At 72.5% G+C, this 22,105-nt stretch carries 13 protein-coding genes and 1 tRNA gene; 1 reads left to right on the top strand and 13 read right to left on the bottom strand.

Annotated elements, in window-relative coordinates; translation table 11 throughout:
• Positions 1 to 118 precede the first annotated feature (118 nt).
• From ACFYW1_RS27270 to ACFYW1_RS27260, 3 genes are all read right to left on the bottom strand, one after another.
• On the bottom strand, positions 119 to 1,360 hold the full coding sequence (locus tag ACFYW1_RS27270) for a serine hydrolase domain-containing protein (RefSeq protein WP_388998528.1): 1,242 nt from the start codon (positions 1,358 to 1,360) through the stop codon (positions 119 to 121).
• A 130-nt stretch (positions 1,361 to 1,490) separates the two neighbouring features.
• Complete coding sequence (locus tag ACFYW1_RS27265; protein ID WP_388998526.1) at positions 1,491 to 1,979, bottom strand: pyridoxamine 5'-phosphate oxidase family protein; 489 nt, start codon at positions 1,977 to 1,979, stop codon at positions 1,491 to 1,493.
• 30 nt (positions 1,980 to 2,009) lie between these two features.
• Positions 2,010 to 3,494, bottom strand: coding sequence for an MFS transporter (locus ACFYW1_RS27260; protein ID WP_388998523.1), 1,485 nt, complete (start codon positions 3,492 to 3,494; stop codon positions 2,010 to 2,012).
• 207 nt (positions 3,495 to 3,701) lie between these two features.
• Here ACFYW1_RS27260 and ACFYW1_RS27255 point away from each other — a divergent pair, with 207 nt between their 5' ends.
• Positions 3,702 to 4,625: a LysR family transcriptional regulator gene (locus ACFYW1_RS27255; RefSeq protein ID WP_388998520.1), complete on the top strand. Its 924-nt coding sequence runs from the start codon at positions 3,702 to 3,704 to the stop codon at positions 4,623 to 4,625.
• A gap of 61 nt (positions 4,626 to 4,686) precedes the next feature.
• On the opposite strand, the gene ACFYW1_RS27250 is transcribed toward ACFYW1_RS27255, so the two are convergent.
• The 10 genes from ACFYW1_RS27250 to ACFYW1_RS27205 all read right to left on the bottom strand — a co-directional run bounded on the left by ACFYW1_RS27250 (position 4,687) and on the right by ACFYW1_RS27205 (position 21,721).
• A tRNA-Thr gene (locus tag ACFYW1_RS27250) sits at positions 4,687 to 4,760 on the bottom strand.
• A 118-nt stretch (positions 4,761 to 4,878) separates the two neighbouring features.
• Positions 4,879 to 6,423: an alpha/beta hydrolase gene (locus ACFYW1_RS27245; RefSeq protein WP_388998517.1), complete on the bottom strand. Its 1,545-nt coding sequence runs from the start codon at positions 6,421 to 6,423 to the stop codon at positions 4,879 to 4,881.
• Between the two features lie 218 nt (positions 6,424 to 6,641).
• Positions 6,642 to 7,847: a DNA polymerase III subunit delta' gene (locus ACFYW1_RS27240; RefSeq protein ID WP_388998513.1), complete on the bottom strand. Its 1,206-nt coding sequence runs from the start codon at positions 7,845 to 7,847 to the stop codon at positions 6,642 to 6,644.
• A 440-nt stretch (positions 7,848 to 8,287) separates the two neighbouring features.
• Positions 8,288 to 11,422, bottom strand: a complete 3,135-nt coding sequence (tmk, locus tag ACFYW1_RS27235) for a dTMP kinase (RefSeq protein ID WP_388998510.1) — start codon at positions 11,420 to 11,422, stop codon at positions 8,288 to 8,290.
• A gap of 284 nt (positions 11,423 to 11,706) precedes the next feature.
• On the bottom strand, positions 11,707 to 14,589 hold the full coding sequence (gene topA / locus ACFYW1_RS27230) for a type I DNA topoisomerase (RefSeq protein WP_388998507.1): 2,883 nt from the start codon (positions 14,587 to 14,589) through the stop codon (positions 11,707 to 11,709).
• Between the two features lie 408 nt (positions 14,590 to 14,997).
• Entirely contained in the window at positions 14,998 to 15,195 is a 198-nt protein-coding gene (locus ACFYW1_RS27225; protein ID WP_388998504.1) for a hypothetical protein, read from the bottom strand.
• Between the two features lie 487 nt (positions 15,196 to 15,682).
• Positions 15,683 to 17,200, bottom strand: coding sequence for a methyltransferase (locus ACFYW1_RS27220; protein ID WP_388998501.1), 1,518 nt, complete (start codon positions 17,198 to 17,200; stop codon positions 15,683 to 15,685).
• Between the two features lie 112 nt (positions 17,201 to 17,312).
• Positions 17,313 to 17,936 (bottom strand): small secreted protein, encoded by a 624-nt coding sequence (locus ACFYW1_RS27215; RefSeq protein ID WP_388998498.1) that lies wholly within the window; start codon positions 17,934 to 17,936, stop codon positions 17,313 to 17,315.
• 431 nt (positions 17,937 to 18,367) lie between these two features.
• A complete protein-coding gene (locus ACFYW1_RS27210) occupies positions 18,368 to 20,806 on the bottom strand; it encodes a sodium-translocating pyrophosphatase (protein WP_388998495.1) in 2,439 nt (812 codons plus the stop codon).
• Positions 20,807 to 21,238: 432 nt separating this feature from the next.
• Positions 21,239 to 21,721 (bottom strand): ATP-binding protein, encoded by a 483-nt coding sequence (locus tag ACFYW1_RS27205; protein WP_388998491.1) that lies wholly within the window; start codon positions 21,719 to 21,721, stop codon positions 21,239 to 21,241.
• Positions 21,722 to 22,105: the final 384 nt, after the last annotated feature.

Here is a 22,105-nt window from a genome sequence, read left to right as displayed (position 1 = left end):
GCGGCGGCGGGGGCCCCCCCCCCCCCCCCCCCCCCCCCCCCCCCCCCCCCCCCAACCCCATGAATCCCCCGTGCCCCCGCCGTTTCCCCCGTCCCGCCCCTGCCCCTCCGGTTACCGCTTACCGCCCCGCGGGCCGGGCCGGCAGCGTGTAGACGTGCTGGGGCGTCACGATCCGGGTGATCGCCTCGCCGAAGAGGGTGCTCGGCTCCGAACCCCGGTCATCGGTGTCCGTGTTGAGGAGGACGACCAGCGTCGTCCTCGTTTCCGGCAGATACACGACCAGCGATTCGTAGCCCGGCAGCGAACCGTTGTGGCCGATCCAGCCGTGGACGTCGAAGACCCCCAGGCCGTAACCGGTGCCCGGCAGCTCGCTGGGTCCCGTCTTCAGCCGCTCGGCCTGGGTGGCGGGGGTGAGCAGCGTGCCGGTGGCGAGGACCCGGGCCCAGATGCGCATGTCGCGCTGGTCGGAGACGGCTCCCCCGGCGGCCCAGGCCCAGGAGGGGTTCCAGTCCGTCGCGTTCCGCGTCCGACCGTTCGCCGTCTGGTCGGTGTAGCCCTGGGCGTGCGGGGCCGGGAACTCCGCGCCGCGCGGCAGGAACGTGTGGGACATGCCCGCCGGTCCGAAGACGTTCCGTTCGAGGTACTCCGCCAGCGGCAGCCCGCTCACCTTCTCCACCACGAGCCCCAGCAGGATCGCGTTGGTGTTGCTGTACTCGAACTTCTCGCCCGGCCGGAACTGCACCGGATGCCCGAAGGAGTACGCCAGCAGCTCCTGCGGGGTGAACGGCTGGTGGGGGTCGCTCGTCAGTGCCTCGAAGAAGCCCGGGTCCATGGAGTAGTTGAAGAGTCCGCTGCGCATCCCCGCCAGTTCGCGCAGGGTGATCCGGTCCCCGTCGGGCACGCCCTTCACGTACGTGCCGATCGGGTCGTCCAGCCCGACCGCGCCCCGGTCGACGAGGGTGAGCAGGGCCGTCACCGTGAACGTCTTGGTCACGCTGCCGACCCGCATGTTCAGTCCGGTCGTCATGGGTGCGCCCGATGCCTTGTCGGCGACGCCGAAGGCCCGGACGTAGCTGCCCCTGCCGGGCGTCCACAGCCCGACCGTGACGCCCGGCACCCCCGCCTCGCGCATGACCTGCCGCACCGCCCGGTCCAGCTGCCGGCTCACGGCGGGCGTGAGCTCGGGGAACCCGGGGGCGGGCGAGGGGCCGGGCGGGTCGGTCCGGGCCGGGGAGACAGCCGCGAAGGACGCCGGAGCAGCCACTGACCGGGCATTTCCCGCTGCCGACGGAACGATCAGCAGTCCGGCCGCAGCCGCGGCCACGACCCCGTCGCGCAGGCGGATGTTCGAGCGGGTCATGGGCCGACTCCCGTCACGGGGGAACAAGGCTCCACGAAAAGCCTAGGACCGTGCGCCCGCCCCGGCGACCTCGACGAACGCCCGCGGGGCCGCTCGCCCCGGAAACCCGGGTGAGCGGCCCCGCCCGGGGTCAGTCCGTGCCCGGCTGCCAGATCGTGCTGCTCAGGTCCGAGCCGCGGACCAGCTGGACGCGCCGGGGGTCGATGCGGATCACGTGGTACTCGGGATCGTCCGGGCCGCCCCGCCAGTAGTGGATCGGGTCGTAGCCCACGCCCGGTGGACCGCCCCGGGTGTAGAGCTCCCAGGCGTGGCGCCGGTCGGCGTCGGTCTCGGCCCAGGTGGAGAGGGCGTCGACGTGGACGGTGTTCTGGCGGGGGTTCCAGTAGGAGTACGTCGTGTGCGGGCTGTGGGCCAGGTGCGCCGTCTTCACGGGCGTCCGGTACGCCGCCAGCCAGCCGACCGGCCGGCCGTCGACGACCTCCCAGACCGGGAGCAGGACCCGGGCACGGGGCCGGTTCTTCCGGTCGACGGTGATCATCGTGGCGTACTTGATGTCGCGCACGTAGGCGAAGAAGGTGTCCTGGAGGTCGGCGAAGCTGTCGACCCGGGTGGCGGCCATGGGTAACTCCTTCGTGATGCGGGTGAAGTGTCAGCGGGAGGAGGGGAGTTCGGAGGCGGGGAGGCCGGACGCGCGGTCGTCGGCCGGCGGCTCGCCCCCGGCGACCACCCGGTCGGCCCCGGCCCGGCGGGAGCGCACTCCGAAGCCGCTGATCAGCGCCGCGGCCAGGGCCGCGACCAGCGGCACCCAGAGCGCGGCCCGGTAGCCGTCGAGGAGCGCGGCCGGTGCGTCCGACACGGTGGCGGAGACGTTGACGGCCGCGGCGGCCGAGAGGCCGAGTGCCGCGCCGAACTGGAACGAGGTGTAGAGCAGCCCGCCGGCCAGCCCCTGTTCCTCCTCGTCGACGCCTTCGGTGGCGACGATGGTGAGCGGGCCGTAGGTCAGGGCGAAGGCGAGGCCCAGCAGGAGCAGGCTCGGGAGCATGACCGGGTAGGTCCAGTCCGCGCCGACCGGCAGGAAGAGCCCGTACGACAGGGAGGCGAGGACCAGGCCGCCGAGGATCAGCCTGGCGTTGCCGAAGCGGTCGACCAGCTTGGGCACGAGGACCGGCGAGAGGATCGCGTCGATGCCGATGACGATCATCGCGAAGCTGGTCTGGAGGGTGGACCAGCCGCGCAGTTCCTGGAGGTAGAGGACGACGAGGAACTGGAAGCCGAAGAAGCCCGCCGCGAAGAGCAGCCCGACGGCGTTGGCGCGCACCAGGGCGGTGTTGCGGAAGATGCCCGGACGGACCAGGGGGGCCGCCGAGCGGCGTTCGATCACGATGAACGCGGCGAGGGCGGCGAGGCCCGCGCCGAGGGTGGCGAGGGTCTGGACGAGCGGGGCGTGAGCGGCCCGCTCGACGCCGAGGACCAGGAGCATGATGGCCGCGGTGACGGCCAGGCCGCCGGCCAGGTCGAGGCTCTGACCGCTGCGGTCGGTCCGCGGTGCCCTGGGCACGAGGGCGAGCGCGGCGACCAGGATCAGGGCCGAGAGCACGACCGGGGCGAAGAACACCCAGCGCCAGTCGACCGAGGTGAGCAGACCGCCCACGACCAGACCGATCGAGAAGCCGCCCGCCGCGGTGCCGGAGTAGAAGAGCAGCGCCTTGTTCCGCCGCGGGCCCTCCTCGAAGCCGGTGGTGATGATGGACAGCCCGGCCGGAGTCATGAAGGCCGCCGCGACCCCGGTGACGAACCGGGCCGCGACCAGCATCCAGCCCTCCGTGGCGAGTCCGCCGAGTCCGGAGAAGACCAGGAAGACCGAGAGCCAGAGGATGAACATCCGGCGCCGCCCGAAGAGGTCGGCCGCTCGCCCGCCGACCAGCATGAAGCCGCCGTAGCCGAGGACGTACGCGCTCATGACCCACTGCAACGAGCCGGTGGACAGACCGAGGTCGGCGCGGATGGAGGGCAGGGCCACGTTGAGCATGGCCACGTCGATGCCTTCGAGGAAGATCGCACCGCACAGGACGAGCAGCACGCCCCAGTCGCGGGCGCTCAGCGGGGCGGCCTCCGGTTGCTTCTGCGTTCGCATGCCGGTTCAACTCCTGGTTCATCCGAGGAAGAGGTAAGGGGGAATCACCGCTGCGCCGACGGGACTTCGGGTCTTCGGACCTTCGGGCCATCGGGGCTTCGTCGGGCGGCTCGTCCACCATCCGCCGGGCTCGGGAACGGAACAACGGCGAAGATCTCAACGTTCGTTCAACCAGGCTTACCGATCCGGCTCACCTGGGGGAAGCCGATGGAACGCGACGAGGTCGAGTGCTTTCTGCTGCTCGCCGAGGAACTGCACTTCGGCCGCACCGCCGACCGGATGCGGCTCTCCCGGGCCCGGGTGAGCCAACTGGTGCAGCGGCTCGAACGGCGCGTCGGTGCCCCGCTGTTCGTACGCACCAGCCGCCGCGTCGCCCTCACCTCGCTGGGCAGACAGCTGCACGCTGACCTCGAACCGGCCCACCGCGCGATGCAGGCCGCCCTCGACCGCGCCGCCGCCACCGCGCGCGGCATCGACACCGTGCTGCACGTCGGGTTCTCCAACCCGCTGACCGGCGAGATCGTGATGAAGGTGACGGAGTCGCTGCGGGTCAGCCACCCCCAACTCGCCGTGGAGATCTGCGAGGTACCACTGTCCGATCCGTACGGGCAGCTGCGCAACGGCGAGTTCGACGTCCAGCTCCAGGAGTTCCCGGTCCGCGAGGAGGACCTGGGCGGCGGCCCGCCGCTGATCACCGAGGAACGCGTCCTCGCCGTGGCCTCCTCGCACCCCCTCGCCACGCGCGACTCGGTGTCCATGGAGGACCTCGCCGACGTACCGCTGCTCACGGTCGAGGGCGAACTGCCGGACTACTGGCTGGAACACCACGTCCCCACCCGCACCCCGGCGGGCCGGCCGATCGGCCGGGGCCCCGCCGTGACCCACATGCAGGAGGCCCTGATGCTGGTCGCGGGCGGAAAGGGCGCCCTGCTCACCGCCGCGCACACGGCGACGTACCACGCACGCCCGGGGATCGCCTACCTCCCCTTCGTCGACGCGGAACCGGTCGGGTACGGCCTGGTCTGGCGCACCGGCGACACCACCGGCGCGGTGGATGCCTTCGCCGGCGCGGCCCGCCGAGTGGCCCGGGAAGTGGCCCAGGGGGACCCGCGGATCACGACACGGGTCTGACGACTGCCTGCCGACAACGAAAAAGACCAGGCCGGACGATGTCCGGCCTGGTCTTCCACTGAGCCGCCTTCGGGATTCGAACCCGAGACCTACGCATTACGAGTGCGTTGCTCTGGCCAACTGAGCTAAGGCGGCACGCCCTGTCGCACCATGGTGCGATCAGCAGCGTCGCCAAGTCTACACAGTTTCCGGGAGTGCTCCGCACCACCTTCGTTCTGAGGCGTCCTCGCAGGTCAGCAGGGGGCTGGCAGGGTCAGGAGCATTTCTTGCCGTCGTTCGGCGGGGTGCCTTCCAGGAGGTAGGTGTTGATCGCCGTGTCGATGCAGTCGCTGCCGCGGCCGTACGCCGTGTGGCCGTCGCCGCGGTAGGTGAGCAGGGTGCCGGAGGAGAGCTGGCCGGCCAGGGACTCGGCCCACTTGTACGGGGTGGCCGGGTCGCGGGTGGTGCCGACCACGACGATCGGGGCCGCGCCCTTCGCCTCGATGCGGTGGGGGGTGCCGGTGGACGGGGTCGGCCAGTGGGCGCAGTTCAGGGCGGCCCAGGCGAAGGCACGGCCGAAGACCGGGGACGTCTTCTCGAAATCGGGGACCGCCCGCTCGACGGCCTCGGCGTCGGTGAAGGCGGGCGGGAGGTCCAGGCAGTTCACGGCGGCGTTGGCGAACATGAGGTTCGCGTACGTGCCGTTCGGCCGGCGTTCGTAGTAGCTGTCCGACAGCGAGAGCAGACCGGAGCCGTCGCCGTCCTGGGCCGCCGCGAGGGCCTCGCGGAGCTGGGGCCAGGCCGATTCGTCGTACATCGCGGCGATGACCCCCGTGGTGCCGAGGGACTCGGTGAGCCGGCGGGAGTCGCCGGTGTCGATCGGGTGGGCGTCGAGGTCGGCGAAGATCTTCTTCATGCGGGCGGCCGCGTCGGCGGTGGAGGTGGTGCCGAGCGGGCAGTCCGCCTTCTTCACGCAGTCGGCGGCGAAGGACTGGAAGGCGGTCTCGAAGCCCGCCGTCTGGTCTCGGTTCATCTCGACGGAGGGGAGCGACGGGTCCATCGCGCCGTCCAGGACCAGGCGGCCGACCCGGCCGGGGAAGAGCCCGGCGTACGTCGCGCCGAGGAAGGTGCCGTACGACGCCCCCACGTAGTGCAGCTTCTCGTCGCCGAGGAGGGCCCGCAGCATGTCCATGTCGCGGGCGGTCTCGACGGTGGAGACGTGCGGGAGGATCGTGCCGGAACGCTTCTCGCAGCCGCTCGCGAACCGCTCGTAGGCGCTGCTCAGCCCGGTGGTCTCGGCCGCGTCGTCCGGGGTCTGGTCGACCTGGGTGTAGGTGTCCATCTGCGGGCCGGTGAGGCATTCGACGGGTTCGCTGCGGGCCACTCCGCGCGGGTCGACGGCGACCATGTCGTAGCGGGCCCGGACCGGGGCCGGGTAGCCGATCGCCGCGTAGCCCTGGAGGTAGTCGATGGCGGAGCCGCCGGGGCCGCCCGGGTTCACCAGGAGGGAGCCGATCCGCTTGCCGGGTCCGGTGGCCTTCTTGCGGGAGACGGCCAGGTCGATCTCGTCGCCGTCCGGCTTCGCGTAGTCCAGCGGCGCCTTCATCGTCGCGCACTGGAAGCCCTCGACGCCGCAGTCCCGCCACTTCAGCGACTGCCCGTAGTACCGCTCCAGCCCGTCCGGCACGGGTGGTACGGACGCCGTCGCCGGCGCGGACGACGAGGCGTTCGTCGGACTCCCGCCGGTACAGCCGGAGACGAGGAGGCCGGCCGCGCCGAGTGCGGCGGCGAGAATGCGGAGCGAGCGCCTGGTGTCCATCCCCGGAGCGTAGTCGCCGAGTGGCGGACCGCCCCGCCACCTGCCCGTACGGGTGAAAAGCGGTGAAAAGCGACAGTGGGTGGAAGCGGGTGCCGGTAAGCGGACCGCCGGGGCACGGGCGGGTGACGGTACGCGGGCGCCGGGCACCGTACGCGTTACCCGGGCGGCGGGCGCCGTCGCGGCACGCCGGGTTCCGGTGCGCGGGCGGCGGGGACGGGTCAGCCCGCGCGGAGGGCCATCGTCATCGCCTCCACCGCGAGCAGCGGTGCCACATTGCGGTCCAGCGCCCGGCGGCAGGCGATCACCGCCTCTATCCGGCGCAGGGTGCGCTCGGGGGTGGAGGAACGGGCGACTTGGTCGAGGGCGTCCTCCACGTCCGTGTTGGCGAGGGCGATCCGCGAGCCCAGCTGGATGGCCAGCACGTCACGGTAGAAGCCGGTCAGATCCGTGAGCGCGAGGTCGAGGCTGTCGCGCTGGGTACGGGTCTTGCGGCGCTTCTGCCGGTCCTCCAGCTCCTTCATCACCCCGGCCGTGCCGCGCGGCAGCCGTCCTCCGGCCGCGGCCCCGAGCGCGGCCTTCATCTCCTCCGTCTCCTTGGCGTCGACCTCCTCCGAGACCTGCTTGGCGTCGTCGGTCGCGGTGTCGATCAGCTCCTGCGCGGCCTTGAGGCACCCCCCGATGTCCTCGACCCGCAGCGGGAGCTTGAGCACGGCGGCGCGGCGCGAGCGGGCCCGCTCGTCGGTGGCGAGGCGACGGGCCCGGTCGATGTGCCCCTGGGTGGCCCGCGCGGCGGACGCGGCCCGCTCCGGGTCGATGCCGTCGCGCCGGATCAGGACGTCGGCCACCGCGTCGACCGGGGGCGTGCGCAGCGTGAGGTGGCGGCACCGGGAACGGATGGTGGGCAGCACGTCCTCCAGGGAGGGCGCGCAGAGCAGCCACACCGTGCGGGGCGCGGGCTCCTCGACCGCCTTCAGCAGGACGTTCCCCGCGCCCTCGGTGAGCCGGTCGGCGTCCTCCAGGACGATGACCTGCCAGCGGCCGACGGCCGGCGAGAGCTGGGCGCGGCGGACCAGCTCGCGGGTCTCCTTCACACCGATGGAGAGCAGATCCGTACGGACCACCTCGACGTCGGCGTGCGTGCCGATCAGGCTGGTGTGGCAGCCGTCGCAGAAACCGCATCCCGGCGCGCCGCCCAGGGCACGGTCGGGGCTGGTGCACTGGAGGGCGGCGGCGAAGGCGCGGGCCGCGGTGGAGCGGCCGGAGCCCGGCGGTCCGGTGAACAGCCAGGCGTGGGTCATCTTCGACCCCGGGGGCACCTGCTCCCCCACCCCGGCCGCGGTGACCAGCGCATCGGCGTCCCGGGCGGCGGCCGCGAGCTGCTCCTGCACACGGTCCTGCCCGACCAGGTCGTCCCATACGGTCATGGGTCACCGCCCTTCCGATGGTGTGCGCCGCGCGGCTGTCGTGCAGTGCGGCCGCGCGGCCGTGGTGTCGCCGTCCGCCCGTCCGGGGCCGCCGCCCGGCGCGGCGGTCTGCGGTCCGGCTTCCATGATCCGGCATCCATTGTGGGGGACGGGTCTGACAATCCCGGCAGAGAGCCGCCCCCGGCCACCCGTCCCGCCCCTGCGAGCCGCCGGCCCCGGACCGGCCGTGCCCCCTGCGGACCGTACGCCCGGACCGGCCCGCGCGGGGCCGGTGCCCCAGACCGTACGCCCGGGCCGGCCCCACCCCCTGCGGACCGTACGCCCCGGACGGGCGGGTGGGGCAGCCCGACGGTCTCATCCGTCACGACTGCCCCACCCGGTCGTCCCGTCACCGTGCCGGCCGTTGCTCCGGTCGTCCCGTCGCCGTCCCGGCCGTTTCGTCAGCGGCGCGGGCGGCGGCCCCTGCCGGAGCGGCCCTGGTCCCCGTCGTCGAGGTCGCCGCGGTCGCCCAGCAGCTCGTCCGCCAGCGTCGGCAGATCGTCCAGCGGGGTCTCCTCGGCCCAGTCGGGGCGGGGGCGCCGGCTGCGTTCCCCGTCCTCCCACCGGCCCTGCGCCGACTGCGGGTCGCCGATCTGCGGGAGCTCGCGGGTGCGCTCGTTCTCACCCTCCGGGGCGGAGCCCGCCGGGCGCTCGTCGCGGAAGATGCCCCGCGGCACCCGGTCCTCCGGCCGTGCCGACCGCGTCTCGCGCGCCTGCGCGGCGTCCCGGACCGGCGGAAGGACCGCCGTCTCGTCCGCGGCGCCCGGTGCACCGGGCCGGTCCTCGATCTTCGGGAGCATCGCCGTCTCGGCCTCGTCGGAACGCGTGGACGGAGTGGCCGGCGAGGGCACCTGCTGCGTCACGTCGTTCGGGTTGACGATCGGCGTCGGGACCGTGATCTCGTTCTCCGGCACGGAGGCGGCCGCGGCGGCCTCCGCCCTGGCCCGTTCCGCCGCCTCGGCGGCCTCGGCCTCGGCCTGCCTGCGCGCCTCCTCGGCCCTCAGCAGCGCCTCCTCGGCCTTGCGCTGCTTCTCCAGCCGCAGCGCCTCGGCCTCCTTGCGCTGCCGCGCCTCCTCCTCGGCCTGGCGGCGCAGCCGGGCCTGTTCGGCCTCCCGGGCCGCCTCCTCGGCCTCGCGGCGGACCCGCTCCTCCTCGGCCACGCGACGGGCTTCCTCGGCCCGCTGCCGGGCCTCCTCCGCCTGACGTTCGGCCTCGCGGCGGCGCGCCTCCTCCAGCTCGCGGGCCTTGCGCTCCTCCTCCTCGGCACGGAGCTTGGCCAGCTGCGCCTGCCGCTCGCGCTCCAGCCGCTCCTCCTCGGCCTTGCGCGCCGCCTCTTCCTCGGCCTTGCGCCTGGCCTCCTCCTCGGCCGCCCGGCGCGCCTCCTCCTGGGCCTTGATCTCGGCCTCGGAGAGCGGGAGGAGCTGGTCGAGCCGGTGGCGTACGACCGTGGTGACGTCCTCCGGGTCCTGGCCCGCGTCCACCACCAGGTAGCGGGTCGGGTCGGCCGCGGCCAGCGTCAGGAAACCGGACCGCACCCGGGCGTGGAACTCCGGCGGCTCGGACTCCAGCCGGTCGGGCGCCTCGGTGAACCGTTCCCGCGCCGTCTCCGGGTCCACGTCCAGCAGCACCGTCAGGTGCGGTACGAGTCCGCCCGTCGCCCAGCGCGAGATCCGGGCGATCTCGGTCGGGGACAGGTCGCGGCCGGCGCCCTGGTAGGCGACGGACGAGTCGATGTAGCGGTCGGAGATGACGATCGCGCCGCGCTCCAGCGCCGGGCGGACGAGCGAGTCGATGTGCTCGGCCCGGTCGGCGGCGTACAGCAGTGCCTCGGCCCGGTTGGAGAGCCCGGCCGACGACACGTCGAGCAGGATCGAGCGCAGCCGCTTGCCGACCGGGGTCGCCCCCGGCTCCCGGGTGACGACGACCTCGTGGCCCTTGGCCCGGATCCACTCGGCGAGCGCCTCGACCTGGGTGGACTTGCCGGCGCCGTCGCCGCCCTCCAGGGCGATGAAGAAGCCGTTCGCGGCGGGGGCGACGGCCGGGTCGCCGCCGCGCAGCGCCTCGCGCAGGTCGCGGCGCAGCGGCACGCCGGAGCGGTCGTCCGTCTTCGCGAGCACGATCGCGGCGACGGGCAGCAGCAGCGCGCCGATCAGCATCAGGGTGAAGGCCGCACCGCCGTGGGCGAAGACGAAGTCCCCGGCGGTCAGCCGGTGGGTGCCGATCGCGGCGGCCAGCAGCGGACCGCCGAGCGCGCCGAGCGCGATGAGGACCCGTGCGACGGCCTGGAGGTGTTCGGTGGTCCTGGCCCGGCGGGTCTCCTCGGTCTCCTGGTCGACCAGGACGTGACCGGTGTGGGCGGCGACCCCGGCCGCGTACCCGGCGAGCACCGCGATCATCAGCACGGTCGCCGTGTCCGGCACGAGGCCCATCGCGAGGAGCGCGATGCCGGTGGTGGCGGTGGCCAGTGCGAGCAGCCGGCGCCGCGACAGGGTCGGCAGGACCTTCCCCGCGGTGCGGATGCCGGCGCCGGTGGCCCCGGTCAGGCCGAGGATCAGCAGGGCGAAGGTGGCGGGTCCGCCGCCCAGGTCGGCGGCGTGCAGCACGGCGACGGCGGCAGCGGCGGCGATGGCCCCGGCGACCGTGGCCGAGGCGGCGACGACCAGCGGGACGGCCCCGGTACGGCCCTTGTCGGGTCCGTTGCCGGTCGACGGGCGGCGCAGGCCCTCCAGCGGCGAGCGCGGGCGGGGCGTCTGCGTGCCGGGCAGCTCCAGGAAGTACAGGACGGAGATCGAGGCGGAGAAGAGCCCGGCGGCGATGTACGAACCGAGGGCCGCCTGGTGGATCGAGAACCACTCCAGGCCCGAGCCCAGCAGGTTGCCGATGAGCGTGGCGACCAGCAGGGCGGCCGCGGCCACGGGGATCGCGGCGAAGTCGGTGCGGATGGAGAGCCGGCGCAGTGCGTCGAGGTGGTCGGGCAGCGGGCGCACGGCGGCGCCCTCGATGGGCGGGGCGGGCAGCAGCGCGGGGGCCGCGCCGTCCTTGGCGACCGTCCACAGGCGTTCGGCCGCGCCGGTCAGGAAGACGGTGATGAGGATCATCATGAGCGCCCGGTCGGGCATCCAGTCGATCCACAGGGGTGCGACGACCAGCAGCGCGAGCCGCAGCCCGTCCGTGCCGATCATCAGCCACCGCCGGTCCAGCGGTCCGCCGGGCGCGGTGAGCGTCGTCAACGGCCCCAGGAGTACGGCTCCGAAAAGGAGGGTGGCAAGGATCCGGGCCCCGAACACCGCGGCGACGGCGAAGGCCGCCCCCCGGTACCCGGCCCCGAATGAGCCCTCCAGGACCGCCGCTTGCAGCGACATCAGCACCAGCACGAGAAGGGCGAGTGCATCGCCGATACCACCGACGAGCTGGGCGCTCCACAACCGCTTCAGCGGGGGAACACGCAACAGGGCTCGTACGGCGCGCTCGCGTGAGTCTGCGGCAAGTGTGTCGGAGGTGGGGCTCACGACCGTTGGCTGCTCGGCTCGCGTCATCCGCCCAGCCTATCCGGAGCCGTGGGGTCCCCGGAGGCCCCGTCCGAACATATGGGCGCCCGAGCAGTTCCGGCGCCCGCGGTTCACCCGGCGCACCCCGCCCCCGGCCTGTGCTTTCCGTTGCTTTCCGGCCGCCCGGACCGATGTGCGCGAGTGCCGGTGCGGACGCCGAAGGGGGCCGGGTCTCCCCGGCCCCCCATTGACGTACCCGCTCCGCGGAACCGGCCGCCGGGTCCGCGGTGTCCGACGCGTACGGCCGGACCCCGAAGCCCTGGGCCTCGGGCTCAGTCCTCCACGGACGCCGCGGCCGTCGTCGCCTTCTTGGCGGCCGTCGCCTTCTTGGCGGCCGTCGCCTTCTTGGCCGTCGTGGTCTTCTTCGCGGCGGTGGTCTTCTTCGCCGCCGTCTTCTTGGCGGCCGCCGTGGTCTTCTTGGCGGTCGTCTTCTTCGCGGCCGTCGCCTTCTTGGCCGGGGCCTTCTTCGCCGTCTTCTTCTTGGCGGGCCCCTTGGCGCGCTTCTCGGCGAGCAGCTCGTAGCCGCGCTCCGGCGTGATGTCCTCGACGCTGTCGGCGGTCCGCAGCGTCGCGTTCGTCTCGCCGTCGGTGACGTACGCGCCGAAGCGGCCGTCCTTGACCACGACCGGGGCCCCGCTCACCGGGTCCGTGCCCAGTTCCTTCAGCGGCGGCTTGGCGGCGGCCCGGCCGCGCTGCTTGGGCTGCGCGTAGATCGCGAGGGCCTCTTCGAGCGTGATGTCGAAGAGCTGGTCCTCGCTGGTGAGCGACCGCGAGTCCGTGCCCTTCTTCAGGTACGGGCCGTAGCGACCGTTCTGCGCGGTGATCTCGACGCCCTCGGCGTCCTCGCCGACGACGCGCGGCAGCGACATCAGCCGGAGCGCGTCGGCCAGCGTCACCGTGTCCAGGGACATGGACTTGAAGAGCGAGGCGGTCCGCGGCTTCACCGCGTTCTTGCCGGTCTTCGGGGTGCCCTCGGGCAGCACCTCGGTGACGTACGGGCCGTAACGGCCGTCCTTCGCGATGATCTGGTGCCCGGTGACCGGGTCCGTGCCGAGCTCGAAGTCGCCGCTGGGCTTGGCCAGCAGCTCCTCCGCGTACTCCACGGACAGCTCGTCGGGCGCCAGGTCCTCCGGCACGTCCGCGCGCTGGTGGCCCTCGGCGTCCTTCTCGCCGCGCTCGATGTACGGCCCGTAGCGGCCGACCCGCAGCTTGATGTCGTTGCCGACGGGGAAGGAGGAGATCTCGCGCGCGTCGATCGCGCCGAGGTCGGTGACGAGCTCCTTCAGACCGCCGAGGTGGTCTCCGTCGCCGTTGCCCGCGTCGGAGGCCGCGCCCGCGCCGGCCGTGTCGTCACCGGCGCCGAAGTAGAAACGCTTCAGCCACGGGACGGCCTGGGCCTCGCCCCGCGCGATGCGGTCGAGGTCGTCCTCCATCTTCGCGGTGAAGTCGTAGTCGACGAGCCGGCCGAAGTGCTTCTCCAGCAGGTTGACGACGGCGAAGGAGAGGAACGACGGGACGAGCGCCGTGCCCTTCTTGAAGACGTAGCCGCGGTCCAGGATCGTGCCGATGATCGACGCGTACGTCGACGGGCGGCCGATCTCGCGCTCCTCAAGCTCCTTGACCAGCGAGGCCTCGGTGTAGCGGGCCGGCGGCTTGGTGGCGTGGCCGTCGGCCGAGATCTCCTCGGCGGACAGCGCGTCGCCCTCGGCGACCTGCGGCAGGCGCCGCTCGCGGTCGTCGAGCTCGGCGTTCGGGTCGTCGGCGCCCTCGACGTACGCCTTCATGAAGCCGTGGAAGGTGATCGTCTTGCCGGACGCGGAGAACTCGGCGTCCCGGCCGTCGCCCGCCCGGCCGCCGATCTTGACGGTGACGGAATTGCCGACCGCGTCCTTCATCTGGGAGGCGACGGTCCGCTTCCAGATCAGCTCGTACAGCCGGAACTGGTCGCCGGTGAGGCCGGTCTCCGCGGGGGTGCGGAAGCGGTCGCCGGAGGGGCGGATCGCCTCGTGCGCCTCCTGCGCGTTCTTGACCTTCCCGGCGTACGTGCGCGGCTTGTCCGGGAGGTAGCCGGCGCCGTACAGCTGCGTGACCTGCGCCCGGGCGGCGGTGACCGCGGTGTCCGAGAGGGTCGTGGAGTCGGTACGCATATAGGTGATGAAGCCGTTCTCGTACAGCTTCTGCGCGACCTGCATGGTGGCCTTGGCGCCGAAGCCCAGCTTCCGGCTCGCCTCCTGCTGGAGGGTCGTCGTCCGGAACGGGGCGTACGGGGAACGGCGGTACGGCTTCGACTCGACGGACCGCACGGTGAACGCGGTGTCGGCGAGCGCGGCGGCCAGGGCCCGGGCGTTCGCCTCGTCCAGGTGCAGCACCTGGCCGGAGCCGGGCTTCAGCTGCCCGTCCGGGCCGAAGTCACGGCCCTGGGCGATGCGGCGGCCGTCCACCGCGCTGAGGCGGGCGGTGAGGGTCGACGGGTCGGAGGCGTCACCGGCGCGGCCGGTGGCGAAGGTTCCGGTGAGGTCCCAGTACTCGGCGGAGCGGAAGGCGATGCGCTCGCGCTCCCGCTCGACGACGAGCCGGGTCGCCACGGACTGGACGCGGCCTGCCGACAGGCGCGGCATGACCTTCTTCCACAGGACCGGCGAGACCTCGTAGCCGTAGAGCCGGTCGAGGATGCGGCGGGTCTCCTGGGCGTCGACCATGCGCTGGTTGAGCTCGCGCGGGTTGGCGACGGCGGCCCGGATCGCGTCCTTGGTGATCTCGTGGAAGACCATCCGGTGGACCGGGACCTTGGGCTTCAGGACTTCCTGCAGGTGCCACGCGATGGCTTCGCCCTCGCGGTCCTCATCGGTGGCGAGGAAGAGTTCGTCGGACTCGGCAAGGAGCTGCTTCAGCTTCCTGACCTGGGCCTTCTTGTCCGCGTTGACGACGTAGACGGGCTGGAAGTCGTGCTCGACGTCGACGCCGAGCCGGCGGACCTCACCGGTGTACTCGTCCGGGACCTCTGCGGCGCCGTTCGGCAGGTCGCGGATGTGCCCGACGCTCGCCTCGACCACGTATCCGGGGCCGAGGTAGCCCTTGATCGTCTTCGCCTTGGCAGGCGACTCGACGATGACGAGTCGGCGGCCGCCCTGTGCGGTCTCGCTGGTCGGGGACAACTTCGCTCTTCTCTCCGGTCGACGCTCGGTGGGCATCCGGACAGCGCGATGACGCTGCCTACGGTGCTGTCGCTGCGGAGTGTGACGGTACAACCCGCCCCCGTGTCAAACGGCAAAAGCCCGCAACGGCCACTCGAACGGTAACCCGACTTCCGCCATTCCTGCCGCCCGGACCGCCCCGTCTCCCGTGCGCACGGTCACTGCCTGCGGGTTTCGGAGCGCGGTGACGGCGTTACGGGCACCGGGGGCGAGATGCGGACGACCCGGGCGTGTTCCCCGCCACGGTCCGTCGCGCCCCGCCCCCGTGCCCCGCGCTTTCCGTCCGGCGCCGGACGGGAGTGGATCGGGAGTGATCCGTGGAACGGGAGCGGCTCGGTGGAAAGCAGGAGTGGATCAGTGGCCGGTGGATCAGACGCGAGTGAAGCACCACACACCGAGAACGAGAAAGAGTACGCCGAACACGGTGGCGAGAGCGGCGGAAGCCACGGGGCTCACGCCGTGCGCGACCGGCGCACGATGCAGCACGCGCGCCCCCGTCCACAGCAGCAGTGCGGCTCCGAACAGGGCGAACGCCGTTCCGGCGAAGATCGCGGGTCCGCTCTCCATGTCCGTCCGCCTCCCTGTCCCGTGGCCGGGCCCCGCATCCGGGTCCCGCTGTCCGGTCGGAGGGTGTGCCGTCCGGCCAGGGGGAGGCTGCCACTCCTGGGCGTCGCCGACGCGAACCCCGGGTGAATGACGGGATTCGCCGCTCCGGCCCACACCACCGGACCACCCGGGCCACCCTGGTACGCGCGTCCGGGCCGCCCCCGTACGCGACGCCGGGTCGCCCCGTCCGCACCGCCGCGCCGCGCACCGTCGCGGGATCAACCGGAATCCGCACCCCCAGCGATCTGCCCCGTCAGCGACGGGCGCGGGCCCGCCACCGCGGGGCGGCCGGTCGTCCACGAGGACACGGAGCCGCGCATACGGCCACATGGGCCCGAGCGGGAACGGAGCCCGCCGGTCCGCCGACCGCGACGGCCCGGCCGTCCGGCGGTCCCCCGGTCCGGCGCCCCGGCCCCGACGACCGGAAACCGGAACCGGAGTCACGCGCTCATACCGCCGACGGCGGCACCGGCTCCAGGAAGCCCTCCTCCACCAGCAGCCGGATCGCCTGCGGGGTCCGGTCGCGCAGCAGCACCGGATCCTCGTTCATCAACTGGGCGATCGCGTCCAGGATCCGGCCCGCCGGCAGCGTCCCGTCGCACACGCCCGCGAAGCCCGCACCGACGGCGTCGACCTTCGTCGCGCGCCGCATGCCCCGGTTCTGACGGAGCACCACGTGCTCGGGGTCCTCCGCGCCCGGCAGCCCCACCTGTTCCTGCACCACCTCGGCGGCCAGGGTGAAGTGCCCGGCCAGGAGCGCGGCGTCGTCCTGCTCGCGGAGGTAGTCCTGGCGGGCGAAGTGGGCCTCGACGGCCGGTCCGAGCGGCTGCTCCACCGCGTGCGGCCACTCCTCGATCACGATGGACGGATTCCCGGCGGCGGCCGCGGCGGACCGGCGCAGGGTGATCCAGCCGAAGCCGACGCCCTTGGTCTTGCGGGCCTCGAACTCGTCCAGCCAGGCGTCGTACCGCGCGGCGTACTCGGCGGGGTCCGTACGGTGGTCGCCGCCGTCGCGCAGCCACAGCTCCGCGTACTGCGTGACGTCCTGGACCTCGCGCTGCACGATCCAGGCGTCGCAGCCGTGCGGGACCCAGGAGCTCACCCGGCTCTGCCACTCCTCGCCCTCGACGTGCTGCCAGTTGGCCAGGAAGTGGGCGTACCCGCCCTCGTTCAGCCGGTCGCCGGTCTGCCGCACCAGGGTCCGGCACAGGTCGTCGCCGCCCATCCCGCCGTCGCGGTAGGTGAGCCGGGCACCGGGCGAGATGACGAACGGCGGGTTGGAGACGATCAGGTCGTACGTCTCCGTGCCCACCGGTTCGTAGAGGGAGCCCTCGCGCAGCTCGGCCGGGGCGGCGCCGGACAGCGCGAGCGTCAGCCGGGTGAACTCCAGTGCCCGGGGGTTGACGTCGGTGGCCGTGACCCGGGTGGCGTGCTGCGAGGCGTGCAGCGCCTGGATGCCCGAGCCCGTGCCGACGTCGAGCGCGGAGGCGACAGGCGTACGGACGGTGATTCCGGCGAGCGTGGTGGACGCCCCGCCGACGCCGAGGACCACCCCCTCCTCGCGCGAGCCGATGCCGCCCGCGCCGCCGACCGCGCAGCCCAGGTCCGAGACGATGTACCAGTCCTGCCCCTCGGGGCCGCCGTACGGCCGCACGTCGACCGCGGCCCGCACCTCGTCGCCGGCACGGGTCACCCAGCCGTCCTCGACGCACTCGGCCAACGGCAGCGCCGCACGGGCCCGCTCGTACGGCACCGGGTGCTGGAGCAGGAAGAGCCGGACCAGCGTGTCGAGCGGGGAGCCGCCCCGGGTGGCCCGCAGCGCCGGGACCGTCTCGCTGCGGGCGAGCGCGGCGTAGGCGGGCGCGCCGAGCAGGTCGAGGAGCCCGTCGGCGGTGAAGTCGGCGGCGAGCAGGGCTTCGCGGAGCAGGGGCGAACGGTCGGGCGCGGGGAGGCTGGTCGTACTCACCCACCCATTGTGGCCGCTACCGCCGACAACGGCAGCGGCCCGGCGCCCATCGGGGCCGCCGGGCCGTCCGCACAGCCGGTTCCGCGTCCCGCGCCTCCCGTCCGGCGCCGGGTCACGCCTTCTTGCTGGGCGATCCGGACGGGGACGTGGGGGTGGACGGCTCGGTGGTGGCCTTCGGTGTCGAGGCCGTCGGCTTCTGGCAGCCCTTCTGCTTGGCCATCGCGGTGCCGACCTCGCCGGACTGGAGCTTCTTCAACGACTCGTCACCACTGGTGCTGATCTTGTTCAGTTCGTCCGCGATGCCCTTGAGCCCGTCGGCGAACTTCGCCTGGTCCTTCGTCTCCAGGGCGTCGACCTTCTTCTGCAGGTTCGCGTACGCCGCGGAGGAGGCGTTGAGTTCCTTCACGGCCTCCTTCTGCGTGGTCTCGCCGCCGTCGACCGGCGGCGGACCGGCCGACTCGACGGCCGCGCCCAGCGCCTTGTACGCCTGCGAGATCTGCTGGAAGGCAGCCGAGTCGGTGCGCTGCACGTCGGCGGGCTTGCTGTTGTCGGCGGTCTGCTGCTGGATGGCGGCGTTCGCGTTCGCGATCTTCTGGAGCTGGGGGTGGACCTGGTCGCAGACCTGCTTGGCCCAGGCGTTCACCTTCTCGCTCTTGTCGTCGTCGCTGCTGCAGCCCGACAGCGCAATCACCAGTACCGCACCGCCGGACAGTGCGGCCGCTAGCTTCTTGTTCACCGGATTGGTCCCTTCCAAGGCTCTCGGCCCCGGAACTTACACGGCGGGCGCCCTCCTCCCGCGAGCCGGACGTCCGGTGGATGGCCTTTTGCAGCCATTTGCACCAAGGGAAATGAGGGAGATACAACTCACCCACACAGCCCCCGGAACTCAGGAACGCCTGAACGAGCAGCCACTCGAACGGGGTATGGATTCGACGGCCCGAACCGGCCTGCGACACCCCCGCCACGATGCGTCCGGGCGAACCATCGGGCAGAGGCAGAGGCGGAGGAACGGACGGAAGGGCGGGCGGAAAAGCGGAGGAGGAGGTGGGCGGAGGAGCGGACGGCACATCAGGACGCACCCCCCGCCCGCCCATTGGTCCGGGCCCCGGCGGACGCCTCCGGCCCGCCCTCCTCCTTCACAGCCCCCTTCTCACCTTCGCAGCCGCCCTACGGGACGACCGCCTGCCCCTGCGGCCCCGAGGACCGGTCCCCGCTGCCGGGGCCCTCACCGTCCCCCACGGCGATCCCGCGCCGCTTGGAGACGTAGACCGCCCCGACGACGACCGCGACGGCGATCGCCGCCACCAGGGCCCGCACACCGGCGCTCGCGTCCGGCCCGTAGCTGAACTGCACCACCGCCGGGGCGATGAGCAGCGCGACCAGGTTCATCACCTTGAGCAGGGGGTTGATCGCCGGGCCCGCCGTGTCCTTGAACGGGTCGCCGACCGTGTCGCCGATGACGGTCGCGGCATGGGCCTCGCTGCCCTTGCCGCCGTGATGACCGTCCTCGACGAGTTTCTTGGCGTTGTCCCACGCCCCGCCGGAGTTGGCGAGGAAGACCGCCATCAGGGTGCCCGTCCCGATGGCGCCCGCGAGGTACGAGCCGAGCGCCCCGACGCCGAGCGTGAACCCGACGGCGATCGGCGCCAGGACGGCGAGCAGGCCGGGCGTGGCGAGTTCGCGCAGGGCGTCCTTGGTGCAGATGTCGACGACGCGCCCGTACTCGGGCCGCTCACCGCGGTCCATGATCCCCGGGTGCTCGCGGAACTGCCGCCGCACCTCGTAGACCACCGCTCCGGCGGACCGCGCCACCGCGTTGATCGCGAGCCCGGAGAAGAGGAAGACGACCGCGGCGCCGAGGATCAGGCCCACCAGGTTGTTCGGCTGCGAGATGTCCAGGCTGAGCGTCATCTCACCCGCCCCGGCCCCCACGTCGTCGACCGCCGTGGCGATCGCGTCGCGGTACGAGCCGAAGAGCGCCGACGCCGCCAGGACCGCGGTGGCGATGGCGATGCCCTTCGTGATGGCCTTCGTGGTGTTGCCGACGGCGTCGAGGTCGGTGAGGACCTGCGCACCGGCCCCCGTGACGTCGCCCGACATCTCGGCGATGCCCTGCGCGTTGTCCGAGACCGGCCCGAAGGTGTCCATGGCGACGATGACGCCGACGGTGGTGAGCAACCCGGTCCCGGCCAGGGCCACCGCGAAGAGCGCCAGCATGATCGACGTACCGCCGAGCAGGAACGCCCCGTAGACGCCGAGTCCGATCAGCAGCGCCGTGTAGACGGCGGACTCCAGCCCGATGGAGATGCCGGCGAGCACGACGGTGGCCGGTCCGGTCAGCGAGGACTTGCCGATGTCCTGGACGGGGCGCCGGCCGGTCTCGGTGAAGTAACCGGTCAGCTGCTGGATCAGGGCCGCCAGCACGATGCCGATGGCGACGGCGACCAGGGCGAGGAGCCTCGGGTCACCGCCGTGCGAGGTGATCGCGCTGTCGCCGACGCCGTCCAGCTCCGCGTACGAGGAGGGCAGGTAGACGAAGACGGCCACGGCCACCAGCACCAGTGAGATCACTGCGGAGACGAAGAAGCCGCGGTTGATGGCGGTCATTCCGCTGCGGTCGGCGCGGCGCGGGGCGACCGCGAAGATCCCGATCATCGCGGTGATCACCCCGATCGCCGGGACGATCAGCGGGAAGGCCAGCCCCGAGTCGCCGAAGGCGGCCTTGCCCAGGATCAGCGCGGCGACGAGCGTCACGGCGTACGACTCGAAGAGGTCGGCCGCCATGCCCGCGCAGTCACCGACGTTGTCGCCCACGTTGTCGGCGATGGTGGCCGCGTTGCGCGGGTCGTCCTCCGGGATGCCCTGCTCGACCTTGCCCACGAGGTCGGCGCCGACGTCCGCCGCCTTGGTGAAGATCCCGCCCCCGACCCTCATGAACATGGCGATCAGCGCGGCCCCGAGGCCGAAGCCCTCCAGCACCTTCGGGGCGTCGGCGGCATAGACGAGCACGACGCAGGAGGCGCCGAGCAGACCGAGCCCCACGGTGATCATGCCGACCACACCACCGGTACGAAAAGCGATCTTCATCGCCTTGTGCGAAACGGCGGTGAGATCTTTTTCCGGTTCTCCCTCCGCAGGCGTCGCCTCACGCGCAGCAGCAGCCACACGGACATTACTGCGCACGGCGAGCCGCATACCGATGTATCCGGTGGCCGCCGAGAAAAGCGCACCGATGAGGAAGAACAACGAGCGTCCCGCACGCTGCGACCAGTTGTCGGCCGGCAGCAGCAACAGAAGGAAGAAGACCACGACGGCAAAGATGCCCACGGTACGCAGCTGCCGGGCCAGATAGGCGTTCGCACCTTCCTGGACGGCGGCCGCGATCTCTTTCATGCGCTCGGTTCCCTCGCCCGCCGCCAGCACCTGGCGCACCAGCAACCGGGCCACCACCAGGGCGGCGACGGCCACGACCGCGACGACGACCACGATCACCCGATTGCTGTCGGTGAGCACCGCGGCGGCCAGGGAATCGGGTCGGCCAGAGGGGCCGGAGAATGCGGAATCCTGCGCCAGTCCTGCCAGTGGGGTGTTGAAGATCTCCGCCATACGTCCTCCTTGATGCTCAGCGCTCAAGTCGTGGACGAATTGTAAGGAGCGGGAGCCGATCAAAACAGTGCGCGGTAAATCTGATTACCCGCAACCGGCCGGTCGTTAAATGACCGGGACACGAGATCGACCTGAATGCAGTAATGGGGCAGACTCATTTCCCGGGATTGCCGATCACATGGAAATGAATAAAGGCCCTGCTCAGCAGGGCCTCAAATGGCGGATCGAGAAACGAGAAATGGGCCGGAAGAGGGGTGGAGCCACGTCCTGGCGGGCGGGGCCGCCCCCGGCGGAGACGGTGGTACCCCGGAGCGGGCCCCCGGGAACCTCAGCGGGGTGCCTCTCGCACCTTCCGCGTCCCCCGCGCCCTCTGTGTCTTCCGCACCCTCCGCATCCCCCGCGGCTTCCCTGGCTCCCGTGACTCCCGTGGCTTCAAGGAAGGGCGTCCACGGGGGCCTTCGGCCAGGTCATGCGGATCACTCCGCCGTTGATCCCCGACCGGACCTCCACGTCGTCGACGAGGCCGCTGATGACCGCGAGACCCATCTGGTCCTCGCCGTCCGCGTCGCTCTCGTGGTCCGGCTCGTCGAGCCCCGCGCCGGGCGTGGCGCCGCGGCCCTCGGACGCTCCGGCCCGCCCGCCGAGGGTGGGCTCGGCACCCGGCCCCGGCACCTCGTCGCCGACTTCCACGGCGAAGGACTTCTCCTCCTCGATCAGGGCGACGGTGACGGGAGCGGTGATGCCATGGCTGCGGTGCAGCCCGACGGCGCGGCTGCACGCCTCACCGACGGCGAGTCTGACCTCGTCGAGCACGGCTTCGTCGATGCCCGCCCGGCGTGCCACGGCGGCGGCCACGAGGCGGGCCGTCCTGACGTGTTCGGGCTGGGCGCTGAAGCGGAGTTCAACGGTGGCCATGCGATCCCCCTCAGACGTACGGGCATGCATCCCAGGGTCCCGGGCCCGCTGCCCGGCGCCCCTGCTCTTCTTCCGGAACCTGCAGGAACGGACTTCTTTCCGGAACCTGCAGCGATCGACGACCGACCTGTCCGTCGGCCTCCGGGCGAACCGGACCGCCGACGTACGGCCACCGGCCGACGACAGACATCCACCGACGACAGACGCCCACGGACGCCCGCCCGGTGACCGACCCGCTTCCGGGCCGACCGGGCACCGAACGTGCAGCCCGGCCGACAGGCCGCCACCGACCATCACACACCGGTCCGCGCCGACCCACAAACCCCGGGGCGGAAGACCGGCCACCACCTGCCGAACGGCAAACCGCCGACTGCCCGACATCCG

Origin of the sequence: Streptomyces sp. NPDC002669, from assembly GCF_042889165.1 — a bacterium.
Taxonomy (GTDB): domain Bacteria; phylum Actinomycetota; class Actinomycetes; order Streptomycetales; family Streptomycetaceae; genus Streptomyces.
Note: the sequence above shows the minus strand (reverse complement) of the source record. Positions and strands in the feature narration are given on the sequence as shown.

What these genes read in the sequence shown, in the direction of transcription:
- ACFYW1_RS27245 (WP_388998517.1), bottom strand. Translation starts at nt 6,423, where the DNA reads ATGGACACCAGGCGCTCGCTCCGCATTCTCGCCGCCGCACTCGGCGCG.
- ACFYW1_RS27225 (WP_388998504.1), bottom strand. Translation starts at nt 15,195, where the DNA reads ATGGAGAGCGGACCCGCGATCTTCGCCGGAACGGCGTTCGCCCTGTTC.
- ACFYW1_RS27270 (WP_388998528.1), bottom strand. Translation starts at nt 1,360, where the DNA reads ATGACCCGCTCGAACATCCGCCTGCGCGACGGGGTCGTGGCCGCGGCT.
- tmk (WP_388998510.1), bottom strand. Translation starts at nt 11,422, where the DNA reads ATGACGCGAGCCGAGCAGCCAACGGTCGTGAGCCCCACCTCCGACACA.
- ACFYW1_RS27210 (WP_388998495.1), bottom strand. Translation starts at nt 20,806, where the DNA reads ATGGCGGAGATCTTCAACACCCCACTGGCAGGACTGGCGCAGGATTCC.
- ACFYW1_RS27265 (WP_388998526.1), bottom strand. Translation starts at nt 1,979, where the DNA reads ATGGCCGCCACCCGGGTCGACAGCTTCGCCGACCTCCAGGACACCTTC.
- ACFYW1_RS27260 (WP_388998523.1), bottom strand. Translation starts at nt 3,494, where the DNA reads ATGCGAACGCAGAAGCAACCGGAGGCCGCCCCGCTGAGCGCCCGCGAC.
- ACFYW1_RS27205 (WP_388998491.1), bottom strand. Translation starts at nt 21,721, where the DNA reads ATGGCCACCGTTGAACTCCGCTTCAGCGCCCAGCCCGAACACGTCAGG.
- ACFYW1_RS27240 (WP_388998513.1), bottom strand. Translation starts at nt 7,847, where the DNA reads ATGACCGTATGGGACGACCTGGTCGGGCAGGACCGTGTGCAGGAGCAG.
- ACFYW1_RS27255 (WP_388998520.1), top strand. Translation starts at nt 3,702, where the DNA reads ATGGAACGCGACGAGGTCGAGTGCTTTCTGCTGCTCGCCGAGGAACTG.